This is a genomic window from Euhalothece natronophila Z-M001, from assembly GCF_007904085.1.
Lineage (GTDB): Bacteria > Cyanobacteriota > Cyanobacteriia > Cyanobacteriales > Rubidibacteraceae > Halothece > Halothece natronophila.
Genome location: NZ_CP042326.1, coordinates 1 through 19,046, shown reverse-complemented (window position 1 = coordinate 19,046; position 19,046 = coordinate 1). Strand labels below are relative to the sequence as shown.

Below are 19,046 nucleotides of genomic sequence, written 5' to 3'. Positions count from 1 at the left end.
AACTGGTGACTAGCAAAAAGGGAGTTGATTGTTAATTGCTCAGGGGCTAGTCAGTAAATAGCAACTAATATTACTGTAACGAATGGTGGAAGAAGCGACGAATCAATCGGAAATGAAGTATGGGGAACGGGAAATTGCTGAAGGGGAGTTGATTACTTTTCCGAACCCGCGTCCGGGGCGACGTTATAATGTTGATATTAATTTGCCAGAGTTTACTTGCAAATGTCCTTTTTCGGGTTATCCTGATTTTGCGACGATTAAAATTCGCTATATGCCCGATCAGTCAGTGGTAGAGTTGAAGGCGATTAAGCTCTATATTAATAGTTATCGCGATCGCTATATTTCCCATGAGGAAGCAGTTAATCAAATTTTAGATGATTTTGTCGCTGCTTGTAATCCTTTAGAAGTGACGGTGACAGGAGACTTTTCTCCACGAGGAAATGTGCATACTGTGGTAGAAGTCCATCACAAACAGCCTCGGGTGTAAGCCTCTAGGAAAACTCTTGTACTGGGAAACGTTCCATAGCTTGGGTTGCAGTTCTGGCACTGTCTTTTAAGGAATTAGTTAGATAAGGAACATGAGGAATTTGAGAGAGGAAATCTCGTGTCCGCCGTAAAATTCGGACTAAGTCTCCTTCGTCTAAGTTAGTGCCTTGACATAATTCATACCACTCTTTTCCTTCTACCCACTGTTCCACTAACCCGATTAAATCAGGTTCTAACCAGAGGGGAATTGCAACGCGGTATCGTCTTTGCACTTGGAATAATTCTCGACGGAGACTCCTTAGTTCATTCAATGCGTTCATTACTTCTAAGGGGGGTGGAAAGTCTGTCTCACTGTCAGGACGAGGGGTTTCTGTAATTAAAGCACAGGCGGCAGCTGCTAAATGAGAAGGGGAGAGTTGATCTAAATATCCAGAGCGTAGCACAAGTGCCAACCACAGTTCATTATCGCCGCGAATAGTAGCGGCAGTTTCTCCTAGGGGAGTAGGTTGATGATAGTTATCTAAGCCTTGAAAAGTTTTTAAAACTTCACAAATGTTGAGAAATTCTTGCCAGTGTTGAGATTGGTTTTCTCGGGTGTTAGCCTGGTGTTTTTGCAGTTCCTCTACACATTGGCGACGACGATTATAGGTTTTTAAGAGTTGCTTGGGCTGTCCCCATTGTTGCAGCGGATGATCTTTGAGTTGTTGTTGGAGATTGGCAATTTTGGCTTGTTGGGCTTCCACTTCTGGGGAATCTAGATTAGGAGGGGTTCTTGCTTTTAATTTTTCAGCAATTTCCCCTGTTATTTCGTTACCGCGACGGCGTTTGCCGGGCTTCAATTCTAAGTCCCGTGGTGGTTGGAGATCACTGATTTTGGCTTGGGAAACAAGGGTTTCTCCGATCGCGCTGACATCTCTTTCTGTTGCCACATACCAGCGATTATCTTCGGCAAGGCAAATTAAGAGAGAGGATTGCCCGGGACTGGGTTGACGATCCACTAACACTGCGGGCATCGGAGTGGCTACGGTGACATATTTTCCTTTCAGATAGAGTAAATCACCGCTGCGAATCTCGGCAAGGGCAGCATTTAAAGCGGGAGCGCGATCGCGCTGGGCTTGTCTTTCTAGATACTTAAGAATCCGTCGCTCTTCTTTAAGATGGGCTTGCAGTTTTTCGTACTGATGAAAGTATTCTCGGGGAATAGGAGCAATTTCCACATCAATGCGAGCAATATCTTGGGTTAACTGCGCGATCGCCTTTTGTTCTGGAATTAACTTTTGATTGGCTAAATACTGAGCAAAACTACGCTGTAATAATGATTTCGCTTCTTGAATTGTCTGGCGTTGTAATAAATTTAGCACCATACCATAAGTAGGCGTAAACTGGCTAACGAGGGGATCAGCCTCTTGGGTGGCTAAATAGGCCGCCTCTTTTGCCCCTTCAAAGCGAGTTTGCACACAGACCACATTTCCCCGTTCATCCATGCCTCTACGTCCAGCCCTTCCTGACATTTGTAGAAATTCTGAAGCCCGTAATAAACGATGTCCTTGATCAGTTCGTTTGGATAAAGAGGAAATAACAGTGGTTCTGGCAGGCATATTAATTCCAGCAGCAAGAGTTTCTGTGGCAAACACAACTTTCACCAAACCGCGAGTAAATAACTCTTCCACTAAGCCCTTCCAAGCCGGTAAAATCCCAGCATGATGCGCGGCAATTCCCCGCCGTAGCGGTTCCACTTGGGCAGCCCTTGCCCCCTCTGGATGCTTGTGTAAAAATTCTTCTAGAGCGCTTTGAATTTGCTCGCTTTCTTCGGCAGTGACTAAAGAGAGAAAGTTTAATTGCTCTACTGCTAAATCACAACCGCGACGACTGAAAATAAAGTAAATGGCTGGAAGTAAATCTCGTTCTGCGAGTTGTTCCACTACCGTTCCAATGTCAGGGCAATCTGACTTACTAACGCGATTTTTTCCTCCTTTTTTCTTCGGTTTGAGGCGAGAATTGATCTTCTGTTTCTTTTGATCCAGTAGAGGAAATAGTCCTTTAGGGTTGCTAAAGTAAAATTCTAAGGGTACAGGGCGAAAATCTGATTTAATTAGTTCGGTTGCCCCATGAATTTCATTAATCCAGTCAGTGAGTTGTCCAGCATTAGCAATGGTTGCTGATAAGGCGACTAATTGAATTTCTTGAGGACAATAAATAATTGACTCTTCCCATACTGTTCCTCGGTTGGGATCATTCATGTAGTGGCATTCATCTAACACCACGGTTTCCACATTTTCCAGAGACGTTCCCACTGCCCCAATCGAGGTTCCATAGAGCATATTGCGGAAAATTTCCGTTGTCATTACCACCACCCCGGCATTGCGATTGACAGAAATATCCCCTGTCAGGAGTCCGACTTGTTCCGACCCAAATTGTTCTTGAAAATCTCGCAACTTTTGATTGGAGAGGGCTTTTAAGGGTGTGGTATAGAAAACTCGTTTTCCTTTGGCAAGGGCGCGATGGATAGCATACTCTCCTACTAAGGTTTTACCTGAACCGGTAGGAACTGAGACAACTACAGACTTGTCTTGTTCTAAAGCAGCGATCGCGCGAACCTGAAAATTATCTAATTCAAAGGGAAAGAGGGTGCTTAAATCTAATGTGGAATTGATGGGAAAAACACTCACGCTAGGTTCTACTAATAACAATAGGCTTAATTATATCTAGGGTAACAATTTACCTTAATTTTCCCATCCTACCGATAAGTTATCCCGAACGCGAATTATCCCCCCTGTAATAACTTCAGCACAGACACCACCGCGCCATTGTTGATTTAGGGCTTCTTTTAATCCTAAATACACCTCATCCATTCGTTCGCAGGGCTTCGCTTCAAAGAAAATCCTTACCCGACATTCTCCCAGCCGTAAAATTCGTTTGCGACTATGGGCGAGATCAATCCCCCAGATCATAATGTTTGCCCGTCTTTGCCAAGGATCAATCCTAGTTCCTAATTCAGTATTAACTTTTTCCCAAGCATCAGCATCAATGATGGTAATTTGACGGCGACCTCCCTGATCAGCATTGCCCACTAATCCTTGTCCTCGGATCATTTTGGCTTCTGACACAGCATCCATGGGACCACCCTTAAATCGTTTGATCCAGATTGCCTCTATTTGTCCTTTTTCCGCCATAAAAACTCTCTCCTACTACAATTTTAATCAGTAGGAGAGATTACAATTATATCTATTACTCAAATTCAGGGGTTGAGACTTGTTCGTCCTGTAGCTCATCAGAGCCTTTTAAGTAGCGATCTTTTGCACCAATAATGGGTTTTGCTAGCAGTAATAGAGAAATCAAGTTAGGAGCTGCCATTAAGCCATTCATAGTATCAGCAATCCCCCAAACTAACTCTAAACCGCCGATTGCACCCACAAAGATAAATCCTAAAAATAAGACTCGATACCCGATAACGACGCGAGAACCGAATACATATTCCCAACTTTTTTCACCGTAAAAATTCCAAGTAAGCATGGTGGAATAGGCAAATAAGACAATACCAATGGTAATAATCCAACCGCCAGCACCCGGTAAGGCAGCATCAAAGGAGGTAGAAGCAAGAACCGCGCCTGTTTCCCCTGTTCCTAAACTACCCGTGACTAAAATAGGCAGAGCAGTCATGGTGCAGACAATAATTGTATCAATAAATACTTCCCAAATTCCCCACATTCCTTGACGGGCTGGAGTATTTTTAGCTTGAGCATGGACAATGGAAGTTGCCCCTAATCCTGCTTCATTGGAGAAAATCCCACGAGCAAACCCAAATTGTACTGCCATTCCCACAGCTGCTCCTTCAAAACTACCAATGGCTTCACTGGGATTAAAGGCATAGTAAAAAATTGAACCAATGGCTGCAGGGATAGCTGGTAAGTTCAGCACAATGATGATCAGGGAAGCTAACATATAAAGGATCGCCATAAAGGGAACAATTTTTTCCGTGGTTTGGGCAATGCGAGTAATTCCCCCGAGGGTTACTAAGCCGACAAAGATCAGTAAGACAATGCCAACCGCAAAACCTGGGATATCTAAGCGATCTTGTAATTCTGAGGCAACCGTATTAGACTGCACCATATTGCCAATGCCAAAGGCGGCAAACCCAGATAGGATGGCATAGAGAACTGCTAAGGGTTTCCATTTTTGACCTAAGCCATTTTGAATGGAATACATCACCCCGCCAGATACTTCTCCTGTTTCAGGGTCAATTTCTCGATATTTCACTGCTAGGGAGGCTTCTCCAAACTTGGTGGCCATTCCTACTAAGGCAGAAATCCACATCCAAAAAACCGCCCCGGGCCCTCCTGTCGCGATCGCGGCACTAACTCCTGCAATATTGCCAACACCAATGGTTCCAGCCATGGCTGAACTCACTGCCTGAAAGGAGGTAATTGCCCCAGCTTCGCCACTTTGTCTGCGAGTAAAAAATGTCCCAAAGGTTTCATTCCAAGCGGTGATTAAATGGGTAAACTGAAAAAAGCGGAGGCGAATGGTTAAATAAAGCCCTGTCCCAATTAACAGAACCATAAAGGGAATTCCCCAAACCACCTCATTAACCGCATCATTAATGTTCTCAATAATTTCTACCATGGGTTTAAGTCTATTTTGCTAAGTGATTTCAGTTTTTATCAGCAGAATCATGTTCAAATTGCTTCATTGCTAGCACGGATTATAAGACTTAAACTGTTAATTTGGAAACAAAATCCCTTAAACTTCCTTAATATACTCCTGTAGCGCCTTCACATCTAATGATCCTGACTTTAACGCCCGAATTGCTGCCACATTTGCTTTTGCACCAGCCATAGTGGTTACCATAGGAATTTTATAAGCAAGGGCGGTACGACGAATTAATTGCCCGTCGGTTTGGGCTTCTTGACCAGTAGGAGTATTAATAATGAGTTGGATATTGCGATTTTTAATGGCATCGAGAACATGAGGGCGACCTTGATGCAGTTTTAGTAATAATTCTACTTCTAATCCTTCTGCTTCTAAGGCAGCTTTTGTTCCTTCTGTGGCAATAATTTTAAAGCCTAATTGGATAAAGTCTTTCACAATGGGAATCAACAGTTGTTTATCCCGATCATTGGTGGAAACAAACACCGTTCCTGATAAGGGTAAACGTTGACCGGCTGCTAATTCTGCTTTAGCAAAGGCTTTTCCAAATTCATAATCAATCCCCATTACTTCTCCCGTAGAACGCATTTCTGGCCCCAGAATGACATCGGTTTCAGGGAACTTATCAAAGGGAAATACCGCTTCTTTCACGGCAATATGCTTGGGTTTCGGTTCTGTGGTGAAGTTTAATTGCTTTAGGGTTTTCCCTGACATTACAAGGGAGGCAAGTTTCGCCAGAGGAAATCCTGTAGCTTTGGAAACAAAAGGAACGGTACGAGAGGCGCGAGGATTGGCTTCTAGGATATAAACCATATCACCTTGAACAGCAAACTGGATATTCATTAAGCCCACTACTTTTAAGGCTTTGGCAAGTTGGGTAGTTCCTTTACGGATGGTATTGATAACTGTTTCTGGGAGAGAGACATAGGGAAGAGAACAAGCTGAGTCGCCAGAGTGAACCCCTGCTTGTTCAATATGTTCCATAATGCCGCCGATGACCACGTTTCCTTCCTGATCCGCGATCGCGTCCACATCAACTTCGATCGCGTTTTCTAAGAATTTATCAATTAAAATCGGGTGTTCGGGTTCTACCTGCACGGCAAAACTCATATAATGTTCTAATTCTTGGTCAGAATAGACAATTTCCATGGCACGACCCCCCAACACATAAGAGGGACGCACCACCACGGGATAGCCAATTTTCCCAGAAATAATGAGGGCTTCATCATAACTTCTTGCTAGCCCATTGGGAGGTTGATCAATCACTAATTCTCGTAAAATCTGTTCAAAGCGTTCTCTGTCTTCAGCAATATCAATAGAATCAGGAGACGTTCCCCAAATTTTCGTGGGAATGGTATCTTGATGCCGATGTAAATACTCTTCTAAGGAAACTGCTAATTTTAAGGGGGTTTGTCCGCCGAATTGAATAATAATTCCCCGTGGGCGTTCCACAGCAATAATATTAAACACATCTTCCCGAGTTAAGGGTTCAAAATAAAGGCGATCGCTGGTGTCATAATCAGTAGAAACGGTTTCTGGGTTGGAATTAACCATAATCGTTTCATAGCCTCCCTCTCGCAGGGAAAAAGAGGCATGACAGCAACAATAGTCAAACTCAATCCCCTGTCCAATGCGATTGGGTCCACCGCCTAAAATCATCACTTTTGGCTTTTCTGAAGGGATAACTTCTGATTCTCCTTCTTCGTATGTAGAGTAGTAATAAGGGGTAAAAGCTTCAAATTCGGCGGCGCAAGTATCCACCATTTTATAAACCGGGAAGATATCTAGTTCTCTGCGCTTTTGTTCTACATCTCCTTCCCGCGTATTAGTGGCAAAGGCAATTTGATAATCACTGAAGCCTAGCTGTTTAATTTCTCGCATCTGTGGGGCTGTTATTGCCTCTAGTGGTGTGGCTTTTAAGAAGGCTTCTCCCTCAGCAATTTCTTGGAGTTTGTGCAGAAACCAAGGATCAATTTGGGTTAACTTATGGATATCTTCCACTGTCAGGCCTAATTGAAACCCGTGGCGGATACTAAACGCGCGATCGGGGGTTGCTGTGCGTAAGCTAGCTTGAACTTGATTCAGAGAGGGGAGTTCTTCTTCTCGGTCACATCCCCAACCATAACGCCCAGTTTCAAGGGAACGCAGTGCCTTTTGGAAAGATTCACAGAAGGTGCGCCCAATTGCCATTGCTTCCCCCACCGACTTCATCTGCGTGGTTAAATTAGATTTCGATCCCGGGAATTTTTCAAAGGTAAAGCGAGGAATTTTTGTAACTACATAATCAATAGTCGGTTCAAAGGAGGCGGGAGTTTGCTTGGTAATATCGTTGGGAATCTCGTCTAGGGTATAACCGACTGCTAACTTGGCAGCAAATTTAGCAATGGGAAATCCTGTGGCTTTGGAGGCTAAAGCAGAAGAACGAGACACGCGAGGATTCATTTCAATCACCACTACTTCCCCATCCACAGGGTTAACCGCAAACTGAATATTCGATCCCCCAGTTTCTACGCCAATTTCCCGAATAATTTGTTTTGAGTAATCTCGTAGGCGTTGATATTCTTTATCCGTCAGAGTTTGCGCTGGTGCGACAGTAATAGAATCTCCTGTATGAACCCCCATGGGATCAAAATTCTCAATGGAACAAATAATGACGACATTATCCGCTAAGTCGCGCATTACTTCTAACTCGTATTCTTTCCAGCCTAAAAGAGAGCGTTCAACGAGAATCTGAGAAACAGGGCTAGCATCAAGTCCTAATTGGGCTTTTTCTTCAAATTCCTCTTGATTATAAGCAATACCGCCACCACTTCCCCCAAGGGTATAAGCTGGACGAATAATAATGGGATACGTGCCAATTTCTTGTTGCGCGATCGCGCGAGCTTCTTCTAAACTAGCAGCAATGCCTGAAGGACACACAGGAATATTAATCCGTTCCATGGCTTGCTTAAATAATTGGCGATCTTCAGCCATACTAATAGCTGGCAATTTTGCGCCAATTAAATCCACATTATAGGCTTCTAATACCCCTGCATTGGCTAAATCCACCGCCACATTTAACGCTGTCTGTCCCCCCATCGTGGGTAAAAGGGCATCGGGGCGTTCTTTGGCGATAATTTTTTCTACCACATCGGGAGTCAGGGGCTCAATATAGGTGCGTTCCGTCGTTTCCGGATCAGTCATAATGGTAGCTGGGTTAGAATTAACCAACACCACATCATAGCCTTCTTCTCGTAGGGCTTTACAGGCTTGGGTTCCGGAATAGTCAAACTCGCAGGCTTGCCCAATGATAATGGGGCCAGCGCCTAGAACTAGAATTTTTTGGAGATCAGTACGACGGGGCATATTACGCTTAGAACAGAGTTGCAATCGACATTATTGTATAGTACAAGCGTCCTAAAATGTAATTGAGTTGAAAAATTAATTTTCTTTAGAGCTAAGAATTGCCCTGCCTTTTTCATACATTAAGAAGGTAAAAATAAGTACGCCCATTTGGGTTCCTGCTAAATCGTGTAAACTGTGAAAAATCGCATTATAAGCCACTTGAGGATTAGTATAAGGATCGCCTCCTAAGGTGGCTAAGAGGGCAATAAACATTAAATTAACTCCCACTGAAAAGAAAGGAACTAATAAAATCTTCCAAGAAAAAATTAATTGATAACCTCGATAGGTGATTACAGCGAAAATTAAAGCTAGGGTTAAATAAAGTGGAATTTTATAACTAGGATTATTAGCTTGTTCCCCCAGAGGATATAAAATAGAAGCAGTTAATAAACTAAGAGCAAATAAGACATTGAGTAATTGAGCGTTTCTAGTAACTTCTCTAACTAAACTATCAGCCCATAACGCAAAGGCAATAATCAAAAACAGATAAAACAGAAAATTAAGACCTGTAAATTCATTTTCGTAATACCAACATTGGGTAACATGAGAGCCAATTTCAGACGCGATCGCGACCATGATTAAGGCTAATCCTAATTGACATTTAAAAATCCTTTGTAAGGAGTGACTGAGCAAGTTTAAAGTTTTATAAAAAACCTGCATCGTTATAGGAATAATAACAAAAGGAAGAAGATGAGTCATAACCAATAAAAACTTCCACCCGCCAGTGATACAAGTTCGATTGGGATCAGGAGTAACACCACTCGGCAAACTTGTTAAAATATAACTTAATGCGGTTAAGCCAATTAGTAAAATTAAAACCTTAGTATTAATAAAGAAATTAGCCAGATCATTATTTCGCTTCATTTTTTATTCTTTATTCAATAAAATGCTATTGCTATTATAAGGATAACTAATAATACTTTTAGTTACTTCCTTGATATGGTATTATTTATCTTATGATGTATGGTATCAATAATAATCATGTCCGAGATTAAGCTAATTGTTGGTTTAGGAAACCCCGGAAATAAATATGATAAAACTCGCCATAATATTGGTTTTGAAGTAGTGGATAATTTAGCTAAAAATTGGCAATTAGATTGGAGTAAAAATAATCGCTTTAAGGGGTATTATAGCGAAGGTGCTGCCCCAAAAATTGGCAAAATACGGTTACTGAAACCTCTAACTTATATGAATAATTCAGGACAAGCGGTGCGAGCAGTTTGTGATTGGTATAAGTTTTCGCCAGAGTCAGTTTTAATTATTTATGATGATCTTGATTTACCAGTAGGGCGGTTGCGTTTACGGAGTTCGGGATCAGCAGGGGGACACAATGGGATGAAATCAATTATTTCTCACTTAGGCACTCAAGATTTTCCCCGCTTGCGAATTGGGATTCAAAAAATTGACGGTAGTAAAGATACAATTGGTCACGTTTTAGGTAAGTTTTCCCCTGAAGAACAGCCTCATATTAATGAAGCCCTAAAAGTTGCTCCCGATGTAATAGAAACGGTGCTAATAAAAGGGATAGAAAAAGCGATGAATCTTTATAATTAAGGGAAGTTTACGAGTGATGGCTTAAACACAATTTCCGAAAATGATCACCGCGCTGTTCAAAGTTGTCATATTGATCAAAACTGGCACAAGCGGGAGAAAATAACACCACAGAACCCTGTTTTTTCTCGGCCATTTTAACGGCAGTCTTAACAGCATTATTCATGGTTTCTACTTCCTGATAAGCCTGATATCCAATTTCCTCTAAGCGTTGAGCAAACTTAGAAGAAGCTTCTCCAATGAGTAACACAGCTTGGGCTTTTTCTTTAATAAGATTAAACCATTCCTCATCGTTACCGGTTTTGGCTTGCCCTCCTGCAATGAGAATAACAGGACTGGAAACGGAAGATAATCCCACCCACGCAGCTTCATAATTAGTGGCTTTGCTGTCGTTAATAAAGGAGACTCCGTTAATTTCGCAAACGGGTTCGAGGCGATGGGGAACGCCCTTAAAATTAATAATACTTTGCGCGATCGCGCTTTTGTCTAATCCTGCTAAACGGGCTGCGCCAATGGCTAATAGTAAATTTTGTAGATTATGATCCCCCACCATGGGAAAGTCACTAACATTAATGATTTTTTCCCCATAGGCAATAACTTCCCCGTCTTCAATATAAATGCCTTGACTGGGTTCACCAATTAATCCCTCTAACCCTTTAATACTTGTCCAATGCACATTTGACCAATTTTCTTCTGCTAAACTGCGGAGATAGGGATCATCGCCATTAATAATCTTAAAGTGAGCGCGATCGAGCAGTGATTTTTTGATTTGAAAATAATTTTCAAGGGTGTAGTGACGTTCGAGATGATCGGGGCTAAACGTTGTCCAAATGCCAATCTCTGGGGCAAGTTGTTGCGATGATTCAATTTGATAACTACTAATTTCAGCAATAATCCAATCCCAACTGCTATCTTTTAAGCACAACTCACAGGCAGCGTCCCCAATATTGCCACAAGCAGGGGCATTTAAGCCACTGCCTTGAAATAATGCCGCACAAAGAGCAGTTGTGGTGGTTTTACCATTAGTTCCGCTAATGCCCACCCAAGGAATATCCTTTAAACTACGCCAGGCCAATTCAATTTCCCCATAAACAGGAATATTGTATTCACGGGCGCGGACTAACAGGGGAATATCCCAAGGAACACCAGGACTAGCAATAATCGTGTCAACGGTTTTTACTTCCTCAATCGTGGGAGTATCATTGAGTTTGACAGTAATCCCTTCTTGTGCTAGGCGACGCTGAGTTTCTTGGAGAGAGGGAGTGAGGTTGCGATCGCTGATTATTACTTCCCAACCTTGCTTTTTTAAGACACGGGCAGCCGCAATTCCAGAGCGTCCTAAACCAATTACGTATGCTTTCATTCCTCGGTAAGACTCGTTAGTGATGGTTGGTTGTGGGTTTTCCCTCCTCCTTATTGATTAAGAAGAAGGGAGAAAGAAATTAGCCCACCGGCTGCAGTTGTTTATTAGCTTCACCGACAAGGATATTGCCTTCGTCATCAGCATCCACGCGAGCCGTCTCCCCTTCAGAAATGTCTCCTGAGAGAATCGCTTGAGCTAAGTTATCTTCCAACAACCGCATCAAAACTCGACGTAAAGGACGTGCGCCATAACTGGCATCATAGCCTTCTTCAATTACCCGTTCTTTAAAGCGATCGCTGACTTCTAACTCAACCCCTTGTTGTTCTCGTAACCGCGCACTGATTTCTTCTAAGAGTAAATCGGCGATTTCCACAACTTCCTCTTTTTCCAGTTGACGGAAGACAATCACTTCATCAACACGGTTAAGAAACTCAGGACGGAAGTAGTTTTTCATTTCCTCTTGAACTCGATTCCGAATCCGAGTGTATTGGTTATCCTCTTCCGTATCTAATTCAAAACCAAGTCCACCGCCACCTTTTTCAATCACTTTTGAGCCAATATTGGAAGTCATGATCATCAAGGTGTTTTTGAAGTCAACTTGTCGCCCTTTGGCATCGGTGAGATGCCCTTCGTCTAGAACCTGTAAGAGGCTATTAAACACATCAGGGTGGGCTTTTTCAATCTCATCTAATAATACCACCGTATAAGGACGACGACGGATTTGTTCTGTTAATTGTCCGCCTTCTTCATAACCCACGAATCCTGGGGGAGAGCCGATTAACTTAGAAACACTTTGGGGATCCATATACTCGGACATATCTAAGCGAATCATCGCCTCTTCATCCCCGAACATATATTTTGCTAAAGCCTTGGTTAATTCGGTTTTACCCACACCTGTTGGCCCAGAGAAGATAAAGCTCGCAATGGGTCGATCTTCGTCTTTCATGCCCACACGAGCGCGACGAATTGCCCGAGACACCGCACTGACAGCTTCACCCTGTCCAATAATTCGTTCATGGAGGGTATCTTCAAGATTTAACAGCAATTCAGACTCGGCTTGGGTGAGCTTAGTCACAGGAACGCCCGTCCAAGAGGAAACAATCGTTGCTACTTCTTCTAAGCCCAAAATTGGCATTTGTTCACTATCGGTGGTGATTTCGGCGGCTTGTTCGTCATCATTAGATTTTTCTGCCATGGACTGACTTAAATGTAAGCGTGAGCCAGCTTCATCAATAATATCAATGGCTTTATCTGGCAGGAATCGATCATTAATATAGCGATCTGATAACTTGGCAGCCGCTTCGAGAGCTTCGGGGGTAATTTTAATCTTATGATACTCTTCGTAAGGCGCGCGAATACCTTTGAGAATTTCGATGGTTTCATCAATTGAAGGTTCATCCACCATGACAGGTTGAAAACGCCGTTCTAACGCCGCATCTTTCTCGATGTACTGGCGATACTCATCCATGGTGGTTGTTCCCACACATTGTAATTCTCCACGGGCTAAAGCGGGTTTCAGGAGGTTTGCCGCATCCATTCCTCCTTCCATGGCACCACCGCCGATGAGAGTATGAATTTCATCAATGACCAGAATAATATTGCCAGCCTCTTGCACTTCTTTGACAATTTTCTTCAGGCGTTCTTCAAATTCACCGCGAAAACGAGTGCCAGCAACTAATAAGCCCATATCAAGGCTATAGACTTCCTTATCTTCTAGAGATTCAGGAACATCCTTACGAACAATGCGCTGGGCAAGTCCTTCAGAAATTGCTGTTTTCCCCACCCCCGGTTCTCCCACTAAGACTGGATTATTTTTGGTGCGACGACCTAAAATTTGGATGGTGCGTTCAATTTCTTGGTCGCGTCCGATGATGGGGTCAATTTCTTCATTTCTAGCGCGATCGGTTAAATTGGTAGCAAAAGACTTTAAGCCCTCACTTTGTTGCTGTTGCTGCTGATTAAAGCCAAATCCCCGTTGACGACCTTCTCCTCCCATAGTAGCAGCGGCAGGCGCAGAAGGTTCGTCATTGCCTGAGTTAGGATTGTCTAGGGCTTCTTGTAATTGGTTAGCTACTTGTTGAGGTTCTACCCCTAATTGGTTCAATACCTTAGTAGCCACTCCCTCTTCTTGAGTCATTGCCAGTAAAATATGTTCAGGCAGAATGGTCTCCTGAGATTTTTGCCGAGAAATTTCAAGAGCTTGTTCAAAAATACGCTTGGCTCGGGGGGTAAAGGGAATATTCGCTGGCACATTATCTGAACCTGAACCCACTAATCCTTCTACGATTTGACGCGCATCTTGGAGTTTTACCCCCAACTGATTTAAGATTTGTGCTGCCTCACTGGTTCCTTCGGCAATGATCCCCAGCAAGACTTGCTCACTGCCTACCAGATTTTGCTTCATCCGTCGGGCTTCTTCTTGAGCAAGAACAACTGATTTGATGGCTTTATCAGTAAAATATTCAAACATAGTTTATACGTTATAGCTAGACGACTTTCTTAACTTTTCTTATCTATTGGTTTCACTTTATCCTCTATTATTAAGTATTTACAATGGGAATAGCCGTAACCCTAGGGGGGAAATTTACGGCTAGATATCTTCAGATTTATCAAATTATGACTCAATCGTCTGGAAATTGCCAGCAACGAATTTGCTCAAGGTTTTTGCTTCCACATTGATAACAAGTTACTTCTGGCTCAGAGTTAACCCATTCTTCGTCACAGTTTTTACAGTGGATTAGTATATTGTTACTATCGGCAATTCTAATTTTGCTCTGCCATTGCTGGATTAAAGAATTGTTGTTTGTCATCTTCAAACAAGTTGATAGTAGGATCTAAGTGTCTCAATCTAATAAAATAGCAGAGTTATCGCAAAATCACAGGTTCAAAACGCCGCCATTTATGGCGTTAAAGTGCTAGAACATGGGGCTTGGTTTGCATAGTTGACAGAACCGTGATTGATGATATAATTCAACACAAGCAGTTAAAAGTTTTATTAAAAAGCTGCTGATTTAGTTTTTTGAAGTTAGTTAAGGACTTTATAAGGAATGGAAACCGCTGGTAGTTGTAGCCAAGCTGCACTGCGAGACTCCCTCACCGAGGATGAGGATTCTAGTCGAAGTAGGGGCTATGGCCAGTGGTGGCTCAGAACTTTGAATGTCTGCTTTTTCGCCCAAATGTGAAGATAGCAGGTTCATCTCTGGTCACTACTGGGCATAGTGGCTGCGAAAATAAGGAGATGAGCCGAGAAAGTAATAGTTATTTTTTCGGAAATCAGACTAGAACACCTCTTTGTCGCGACAAACATTATAGTGTAACACTCAGGTCTTTTCTTTGGCTTGATTCAGTCCTTGTCGTTGTGAGGGCTCTTTACGCTTAATCAAAGGACATTCCCTATTCTCTCAAGCTAGGGAAATCGTGTCTCATTGCTTGATATGGTGCTGAGAGAGAGGGAGTCGGTGGTTAACATTAGGATTCCTTTGTGTTGATTAAACCCGATTTAAACTCATGTAGAGGTGTTTTATGCATCAAAATGTTCTCGAAGACTTATTACAACCGAATGCCCTACAAGCGGCAAAAAAAGAAGCTAATCAAATTCCAGCAACTGAATTAGTCCAACTCTTGATGGAGATTGACCCTGATAAACGGGTTCTTGCTTTTCGGCTATTAGATAAAGATAAAGCAATTGCTGTTTTTGAATATCTTCGCGCAGAAGAGCAGGCTGAACTCATTCAATCTATGGAAGATCCCAAGGTAATGCACTTGGTAGAAGCGTTGCCAGCAGATGAACGAGTGCGATTATTTGAGGAACTTCCTGCAAAAGTTACTAAGCGCCTTATCGGTAATCTTAGCCCCAATTCTCGGGAAAACGTTAACCGACTGCTTGGGTATCCTGAGCGCAGTGCAGGACGGATTATGAATCTGCGCTTTCTTGCGGTTCGCGATAATATTACCGTGGGAACAGCCCTCGAACAGGTCAAAGAGTCTAATCTTAATCCTAATGAGTTAGCAATTATCTTTTTAATTGATAAAGAACGCTATTACAAAGGCTTTTTGCAAACAGTCAACTTAATTAAAGCGAGTCCCCAAGTTCCAGTGAGTGAGCTTGTAGAGGGAACTCAAATCGCAGCTAGTGTCGATACCCGAGATTTACAAGCGGCGAAGTTACTCAAGGATTATGATTTGCCAGCGATTCCCGTGCTTGATCGGGAAGGGCGCTTAGTGGGGGATATTACCTTTGATGATGTCATTGATTTAGTGGAAGAAGAAGCCACTGATGCGGCTTATGCGAAAGCTGGGGTTGGTAGCTTAACCGGGCGCGATCGCGTTTGGAGTGAACGTCTGGTTCGTGGCGCACCTTGGTATGCAATTCGGCTACGTATTCTCTTTTTAATTGTTACCCTTGTTGGCGGTTTCTTAGTGGGGGGTGTAATCGAACGCTTTGAAGAAACCCTAGAAGCAGTGGTCGTGGCAGCAGTATTTATTCCGCTTGTAATGGATATGGGAGGAAATGTTGGCACGCAATCCAGTACCATTTTTGCTCGTGGTTTGGCTTGGAATCAAATTGATGTCAAACGATTTTACCCCTATCTTTTCCGAGAAGTAAAAATTGGCTTAATGATGGGGGCTGCTTTAGGAATTATGGGGGGTATTGTTGCTTTATTTTGGCAAGGAATCCCCAATGATGCGCCTGAAATTGGTCTTGCCGTTGGATTAGGGCTATTTTGTGTCATTCTCCTCGGGTCAGTATTGGGAGCTTGTTTACCTTGGATTATGCTGAAAGCTGGCTTTGACCATGGCCCTGGAGCCGATCCTTTCATCACCACGATTAAAGACTTTGTAGGACTGTTGATTTATTTTAGCTTAGTTGACCTATTTCTTGGCATTGGTTAAATAGTAACTGGGCTTTTAATTTAATTATGACTTAACGTGGGGCAGATAGAATGTTTGTCCTGCGTTAATTTATCAATATGAGGTAGCGAGGAAAATGGTATGGTTTGAGGTTGCAATTCGGCTGGTGGTTGCTTTTTTATTAGGCTCTGCTTTGGGGTTTGAGCGTCAATGGCGACAAAGAATGGCGGGATTACGCACGAATACTTTGGTTTCTACTGGGGCAGCATTATTTGTCATTCTCTCGGTATTAACCCCTGAAGAGGCTAGCCCGACTCGAATTGCTGCACAAGTGGTTTCGGGAATTGGTTTCTTAGCAGGTGGGGTAATTTTACGGGAAGGGTTAACTGTTCGTGGCTTAAATACGGCGGCGACGATTTGGTGTGCCGCGGCAGTTGGTGCGTTATCAGGGGCAGGTTTTCTCTCGGAAGCCTTTATGGGCGCGATCGCGGTTTTATTGTCGAATACGGTTCTGCGATACTTTAGTCATAAAATTAATCAACAGCCTTTAGACGGAACAGACATCGAACTTTGCTATCAATGCTCCCTGACTTGTCGGGAAAAAGATGAAGCCCGAGTCCGCAGTTTGTTATTACAATCCCTCAGTATGGGGGACATGAAACTGCGATCTTTACGCAGTGAGGACATTGCAGAGGAAGCTGGAAAAGTCGTTGTCGAAGCAGAGTTAGCGACCCAAATCGCAATGATAAGCTGTTAGAACAAGTAATTAGTCGTTTAAGTTTAGAGCCTATGATTACCAGTGCCAGCTGGACAATTTCTGAGCAACAATTGAGCTAGCTATTGTCTTATGATTTGGCTATCATACTTTTTTCTAAAGTCAACTTTTCTGAATACAGTGACTTTTAAAGAATTTTTGGTTTAGCATTTGACAAACCCTAAATAATGGTTATTATAGTATTCGCGTTCTAAGGGACTGTAGTTCAATTGGTTAGAGCACTGCCCTGTCACGGCAGAAGTTGCGGGTTCGAGCCCCGTCAGTCCCGTTCTAACCTCACTATCTTAACGAGTCTGAAAGGGCTTCAGTTAGGGTTGGGGCGACAAGGAAGGATTTTTTCCATGACAAAGTCCCAGACTTTTTGCTCATAAGTGCCTCCCATGATCTCCCCAATATCATGATGACCAGCCCCTTCTACTAGCCAGAGTTCTGCTTCTCCTTTTGAGGCTTGATAAAGTTCTTTGCTCATTTCATAGGGGACGACAGGATCATTAGTGCCATGAATGTAGAAAATGGGCATATCAAGAGAAGATAGCTTTTCTTTTGAGTTAAACCGTTGTGTGAGTACCCAATTCAGGGGAAGCCAATTGTATTGCCCAATATGGGTCGCCATATCCTTGATAGAAGTAAAAGACCCCTCAACGATTAAACCTGGGATTTCTGGCTGGCGATTGGCTAATTCTAGCGCGATCGCGCCACCGAGAGAATGACCAAACACATATAAGTTATCGGGAGAAATATTCTGTTCTTCCACTAAATACCGCCAAGCGGCTTGGGCATCCTCATACACTCGTTCTTCATTCGGAAAGCGCCCCTCACTTTTCCCATATCCCCGATAATCAATGGAAATACAGAAATCCCACTGAATGAAAACGTTCCGCCCGAGGTAAATTGGTTCCCACATTGCCCCCATTACCGTGTAAATAGAGTAAAACAGGGGCCTCACTAGACTCACTGGGCATCCACCAGCCATGAATATATTCCTCCTCTCCCATGGGATATAAACGGATTCATAGGGCAAGTTATACTCACTAGGAGTTGCCTGAATGATTTGAGAGGGGAAAAGACCAGTTTTCTTTGGGTGGCAAATAGGGTAAAACCAGCCACTAAATACGCGATCGCGCCAACTGCTAAAACATAATCATTGCTCTAACCTAGACCTTAACCAACTCACCATTAACTAATTTCTGGACTTTGTTTATGCCCAATCTGTTGCTTGTTCATAAACATAGGCTGTATGCAACAGTTGATCCTCTCTTAATACATTAGCAATCAACTGCATTCCAATCGGTAAGCCTTGAGAATCAAACCCACAAGGAAGATTGAGCGCTGGTAATCCTGCTAAACTTACAGGAACGGTTGTTAAGTCCGATAGATACATACTCAAGGGTCATCCGTTTTTTCTCCTGCCTTAAACGCCGTCGTTGGTGCTGTGGGACACACTAATAAATCTACTGGACTCAAACGCCTTCTGAAAATCCTGTTTAATCAGCGTTCTTACCTTTTGCGCCTTCAAATATAAGCATCATAATAACCTGCTGAAAGGGTATAAGTTCCCACCATAATGCGACGTTTTACCTCGGCACCAAACCCCTCCGCACGGGTCTTAGTGTACATTGAGAGTAAATTGTCTGCCTCCTCACTGCGTTTTCCATAGCGCACCGCATCATACCGCGCCAAATTAGAAGACGCTTCCGAAGGAGCAATAATATAATAAGCAGGCAACCCATAACGGAAACGAGGACAAGAGATCTCTACAATTTCTGCACCGAGCGCCTTAAATTGTTCAATTCCCGCTTCAACCGCCGTTTTACCTCCTCAGAGAGTCCTTCGCCAAAAGTTTCTGTGATTACGCCAATTTTGAGCTTGCGATCTTTGGGTAACTCAGGGGTTAAATATTGGGTATAGTCGGGAATCTCAATATTTAAACTTTGCTATCGGCTGGATCATGACCTGCGATCGCGCCTAATAAAACCGCTGCATCCTCTA

The 19,046-nt window shown here is 43.0% G+C and carries 12 protein-coding genes, 1 tRNA gene and 2 pseudogenes; 5 read left to right on the top strand and 10 right to left on the bottom strand.

The features are described 5' to 3' along the window. Window positions 1-82 precede the first annotated feature (82 nt). The gene (gene queF / locus FRE64_RS00075; RefSeq protein ID WP_146294090.1) at window positions 83-487 is read left to right on the top strand and encodes a preQ(1) synthase; all 405 of its coding nucleotides are present in this window, start codon (window positions 83-85) and stop codon (window positions 485-487) included. A gap of 4 nt (window positions 488-491) precedes the next feature. Here the strand turns inward: queF and FRE64_RS00070 are convergent, their stop codons facing one another. The 5 genes from FRE64_RS00070 to FRE64_RS00050 form a co-directional block, all read right to left on the bottom strand. Then, on the bottom strand, window positions 492-3,155 hold the full coding sequence (locus FRE64_RS00070; RefSeq protein WP_146294089.1) for a DEAD/DEAH box helicase: 2,664 nt from the start codon (window positions 3,153-3,155) through the stop codon (window positions 492-494). 54 nt (window positions 3,156-3,209) lie between these two features. Next, on the bottom strand, window positions 3,210-3,659 hold the full coding sequence (locus FRE64_RS00065; RefSeq protein ID WP_146294088.1) for an MOSC domain-containing protein: 450 nt from the start codon (window positions 3,657-3,659) through the stop codon (window positions 3,210-3,212). Window positions 3,660-3,714: 55 nt separating this feature from the next. Continuing rightward, on the bottom strand, window positions 3,715-5,109 hold the full coding sequence (locus FRE64_RS00060; protein ID WP_146294087.1) for an alanine/glycine:cation symporter family protein: 1,395 nt from the start codon (window positions 5,107-5,109) through the stop codon (window positions 3,715-3,717). A gap of 117 nt (window positions 5,110-5,226) precedes the next feature. Further along, window positions 5,227-8,478, bottom strand: a complete 3,252-nt coding sequence (gene carB, locus FRE64_RS00055) for a carbamoyl-phosphate synthase large subunit (protein WP_146297219.1) — start codon at window positions 8,476-8,478, stop codon at window positions 5,227-5,229. A gap of 75 nt (window positions 8,479-8,553) precedes the next feature. Continuing rightward, window positions 8,554-9,381, bottom strand: a complete 828-nt coding sequence (locus tag FRE64_RS00050; RefSeq protein WP_146294086.1) for a hypothetical protein — start codon at window positions 9,379-9,381, stop codon at window positions 8,554-8,556. Between the two features lie 117 nt (window positions 9,382-9,498). Here FRE64_RS00050 and pth point away from each other — a divergent pair, with 117 nt between their 5' ends. Next, the gene (gene pth, locus FRE64_RS00045; protein ID WP_146294085.1) at window positions 9,499-10,071 is read left to right on the top strand and encodes an aminoacyl-tRNA hydrolase; all 573 of its coding nucleotides are present in this window, start codon (window positions 9,499-9,501) and stop codon (window positions 10,069-10,071) included. 7 nt (window positions 10,072-10,078) lie between these two features. On the opposite strand, the gene murD is transcribed toward pth, so the two are convergent. The 3 genes from murD to FRE64_RS00030 all read right to left on the bottom strand — a co-directional run bounded on the left by murD (window position 10,079) and on the right by FRE64_RS00030 (window position 14,241). Beyond that, entirely contained in the window at window positions 10,079-11,431 is a 1,353-nt protein-coding gene (gene murD / locus FRE64_RS00040; RefSeq protein ID WP_146294084.1) for a UDP-N-acetylmuramoyl-L-alanine--D-glutamate ligase, read from the bottom strand. Between the two features lie 79 nt (window positions 11,432-11,510). Further along, complete coding sequence (locus FRE64_RS00035; protein ID WP_146294083.1) at window positions 11,511-13,901, bottom strand: ATP-dependent Clp protease ATP-binding subunit; 2,391 nt, start codon at window positions 13,899-13,901, stop codon at window positions 11,511-11,513. Between the two features lie 151 nt (window positions 13,902-14,052). Continuing rightward, the gene (locus tag FRE64_RS00030; RefSeq protein ID WP_146294082.1) at window positions 14,053-14,241 is read right to left on the bottom strand and encodes a hypothetical protein; all 189 of its coding nucleotides are present in this window, start codon (window positions 14,239-14,241) and stop codon (window positions 14,053-14,055) included. 712 nt (window positions 14,242-14,953) lie between these two features. On the opposite strand from FRE64_RS00030, the gene mgtE reads away from it, so the two are divergent. From mgtE to FRE64_RS00015, 3 genes and pseudogenes are all read left to right on the top strand, one after another. Continuing rightward, complete coding sequence (gene mgtE, locus FRE64_RS00025; protein ID WP_146294081.1) at window positions 14,954-16,324, top strand: magnesium transporter; 1,371 nt, start codon at window positions 14,954-14,956, stop codon at window positions 16,322-16,324. A gap of 94 nt (window positions 16,325-16,418) precedes the next feature. Then, window positions 16,419-17,119, top strand: a pseudogene (locus FRE64_RS00020) (MgtC/SapB family protein). Window positions 17,120-17,251: 132 nt separating this feature from the next. Further along, window positions 17,252-17,325 (top strand) — tRNA-Asp (locus tag FRE64_RS00015). Window positions 17,326-17,361: 36 nt separating this feature from the next. Here FRE64_RS00015 and FRE64_RS00010 read toward each other — a convergent pair. Together FRE64_RS00010 and FRE64_RS18060 are read right to left on the bottom strand one after the other, a co-directional pair. Further along, complete coding sequence (locus tag FRE64_RS00010; RefSeq protein ID WP_222597837.1) at window positions 17,362-18,030, bottom strand: alpha/beta hydrolase; 669 nt, start codon at window positions 18,028-18,030, stop codon at window positions 17,362-17,364. A gap of 203 nt (window positions 18,031-18,233) precedes the next feature. Then, window positions 18,234-19,044 (bottom strand): annotated as a pseudogene (locus tag FRE64_RS18060) (amidase family protein); the annotation flags it as partial. Window positions 19,045-19,046: the final 2 nt, after the last annotated feature.

Bases quoted from the DNA above. Each gene is read 5' to 3' on its own strand.
- queF (WP_146294090.1), top strand. From the start codon at position 83: ATGGTGGAAGAAGCGACGAATCAATCGGAAATGAAGTATGGGGAACGG.
- carB (WP_146297219.1), bottom strand. From the start codon at position 8,478: ATGCCCCGTCGTACTGATCTCCAAAAAATTCTAGTTCTAGGCGCTGGC.
- FRE64_RS00050 (WP_146294086.1), bottom strand. From the start codon at position 9,381: ATGAAGCGAAATAATGATCTGGCTAATTTCTTTATTAATACTAAGGTT.
- FRE64_RS00060 (WP_146294087.1), bottom strand. From the start codon at position 5,109: ATGGTAGAAATTATTGAGAACATTAATGATGCGGTTAATGAGGTGGTT.
- FRE64_RS00010 (WP_222597837.1), bottom strand. From the start codon at position 18,030: ATGGCTGGTGGATGCCCAGTGAGTCTAGTGAGGCCCCTGTTTTACTCT.
- pth (WP_146294085.1), top strand. From the start codon at position 9,499: ATGTCCGAGATTAAGCTAATTGTTGGTTTAGGAAACCCCGGAAATAAA.
- FRE64_RS00030 (WP_146294082.1), bottom strand. From the start codon at position 14,241: ATGACAAACAACAATTCTTTAATCCAGCAATGGCAGAGCAAAATTAGA.
- murD (WP_146294084.1), bottom strand. From the start codon at position 11,431: ATGAAAGCATACGTAATTGGTTTAGGACGCTCTGGAATTGCGGCTGCC.
- FRE64_RS00035 (WP_146294083.1), bottom strand. From the start codon at position 13,901: ATGTTTGAATATTTTACTGATAAAGCCATCAAATCAGTTGTTCTTGCT.
- mgtE (WP_146294081.1), top strand. From the start codon at position 14,954: ATGCATCAAAATGTTCTCGAAGACTTATTACAACCGAATGCCCTACAA.
- FRE64_RS00065 (WP_146294088.1), bottom strand. From the start codon at position 3,659: ATGGCGGAAAAAGGACAAATAGAGGCAATCTGGATCAAACGATTTAAG.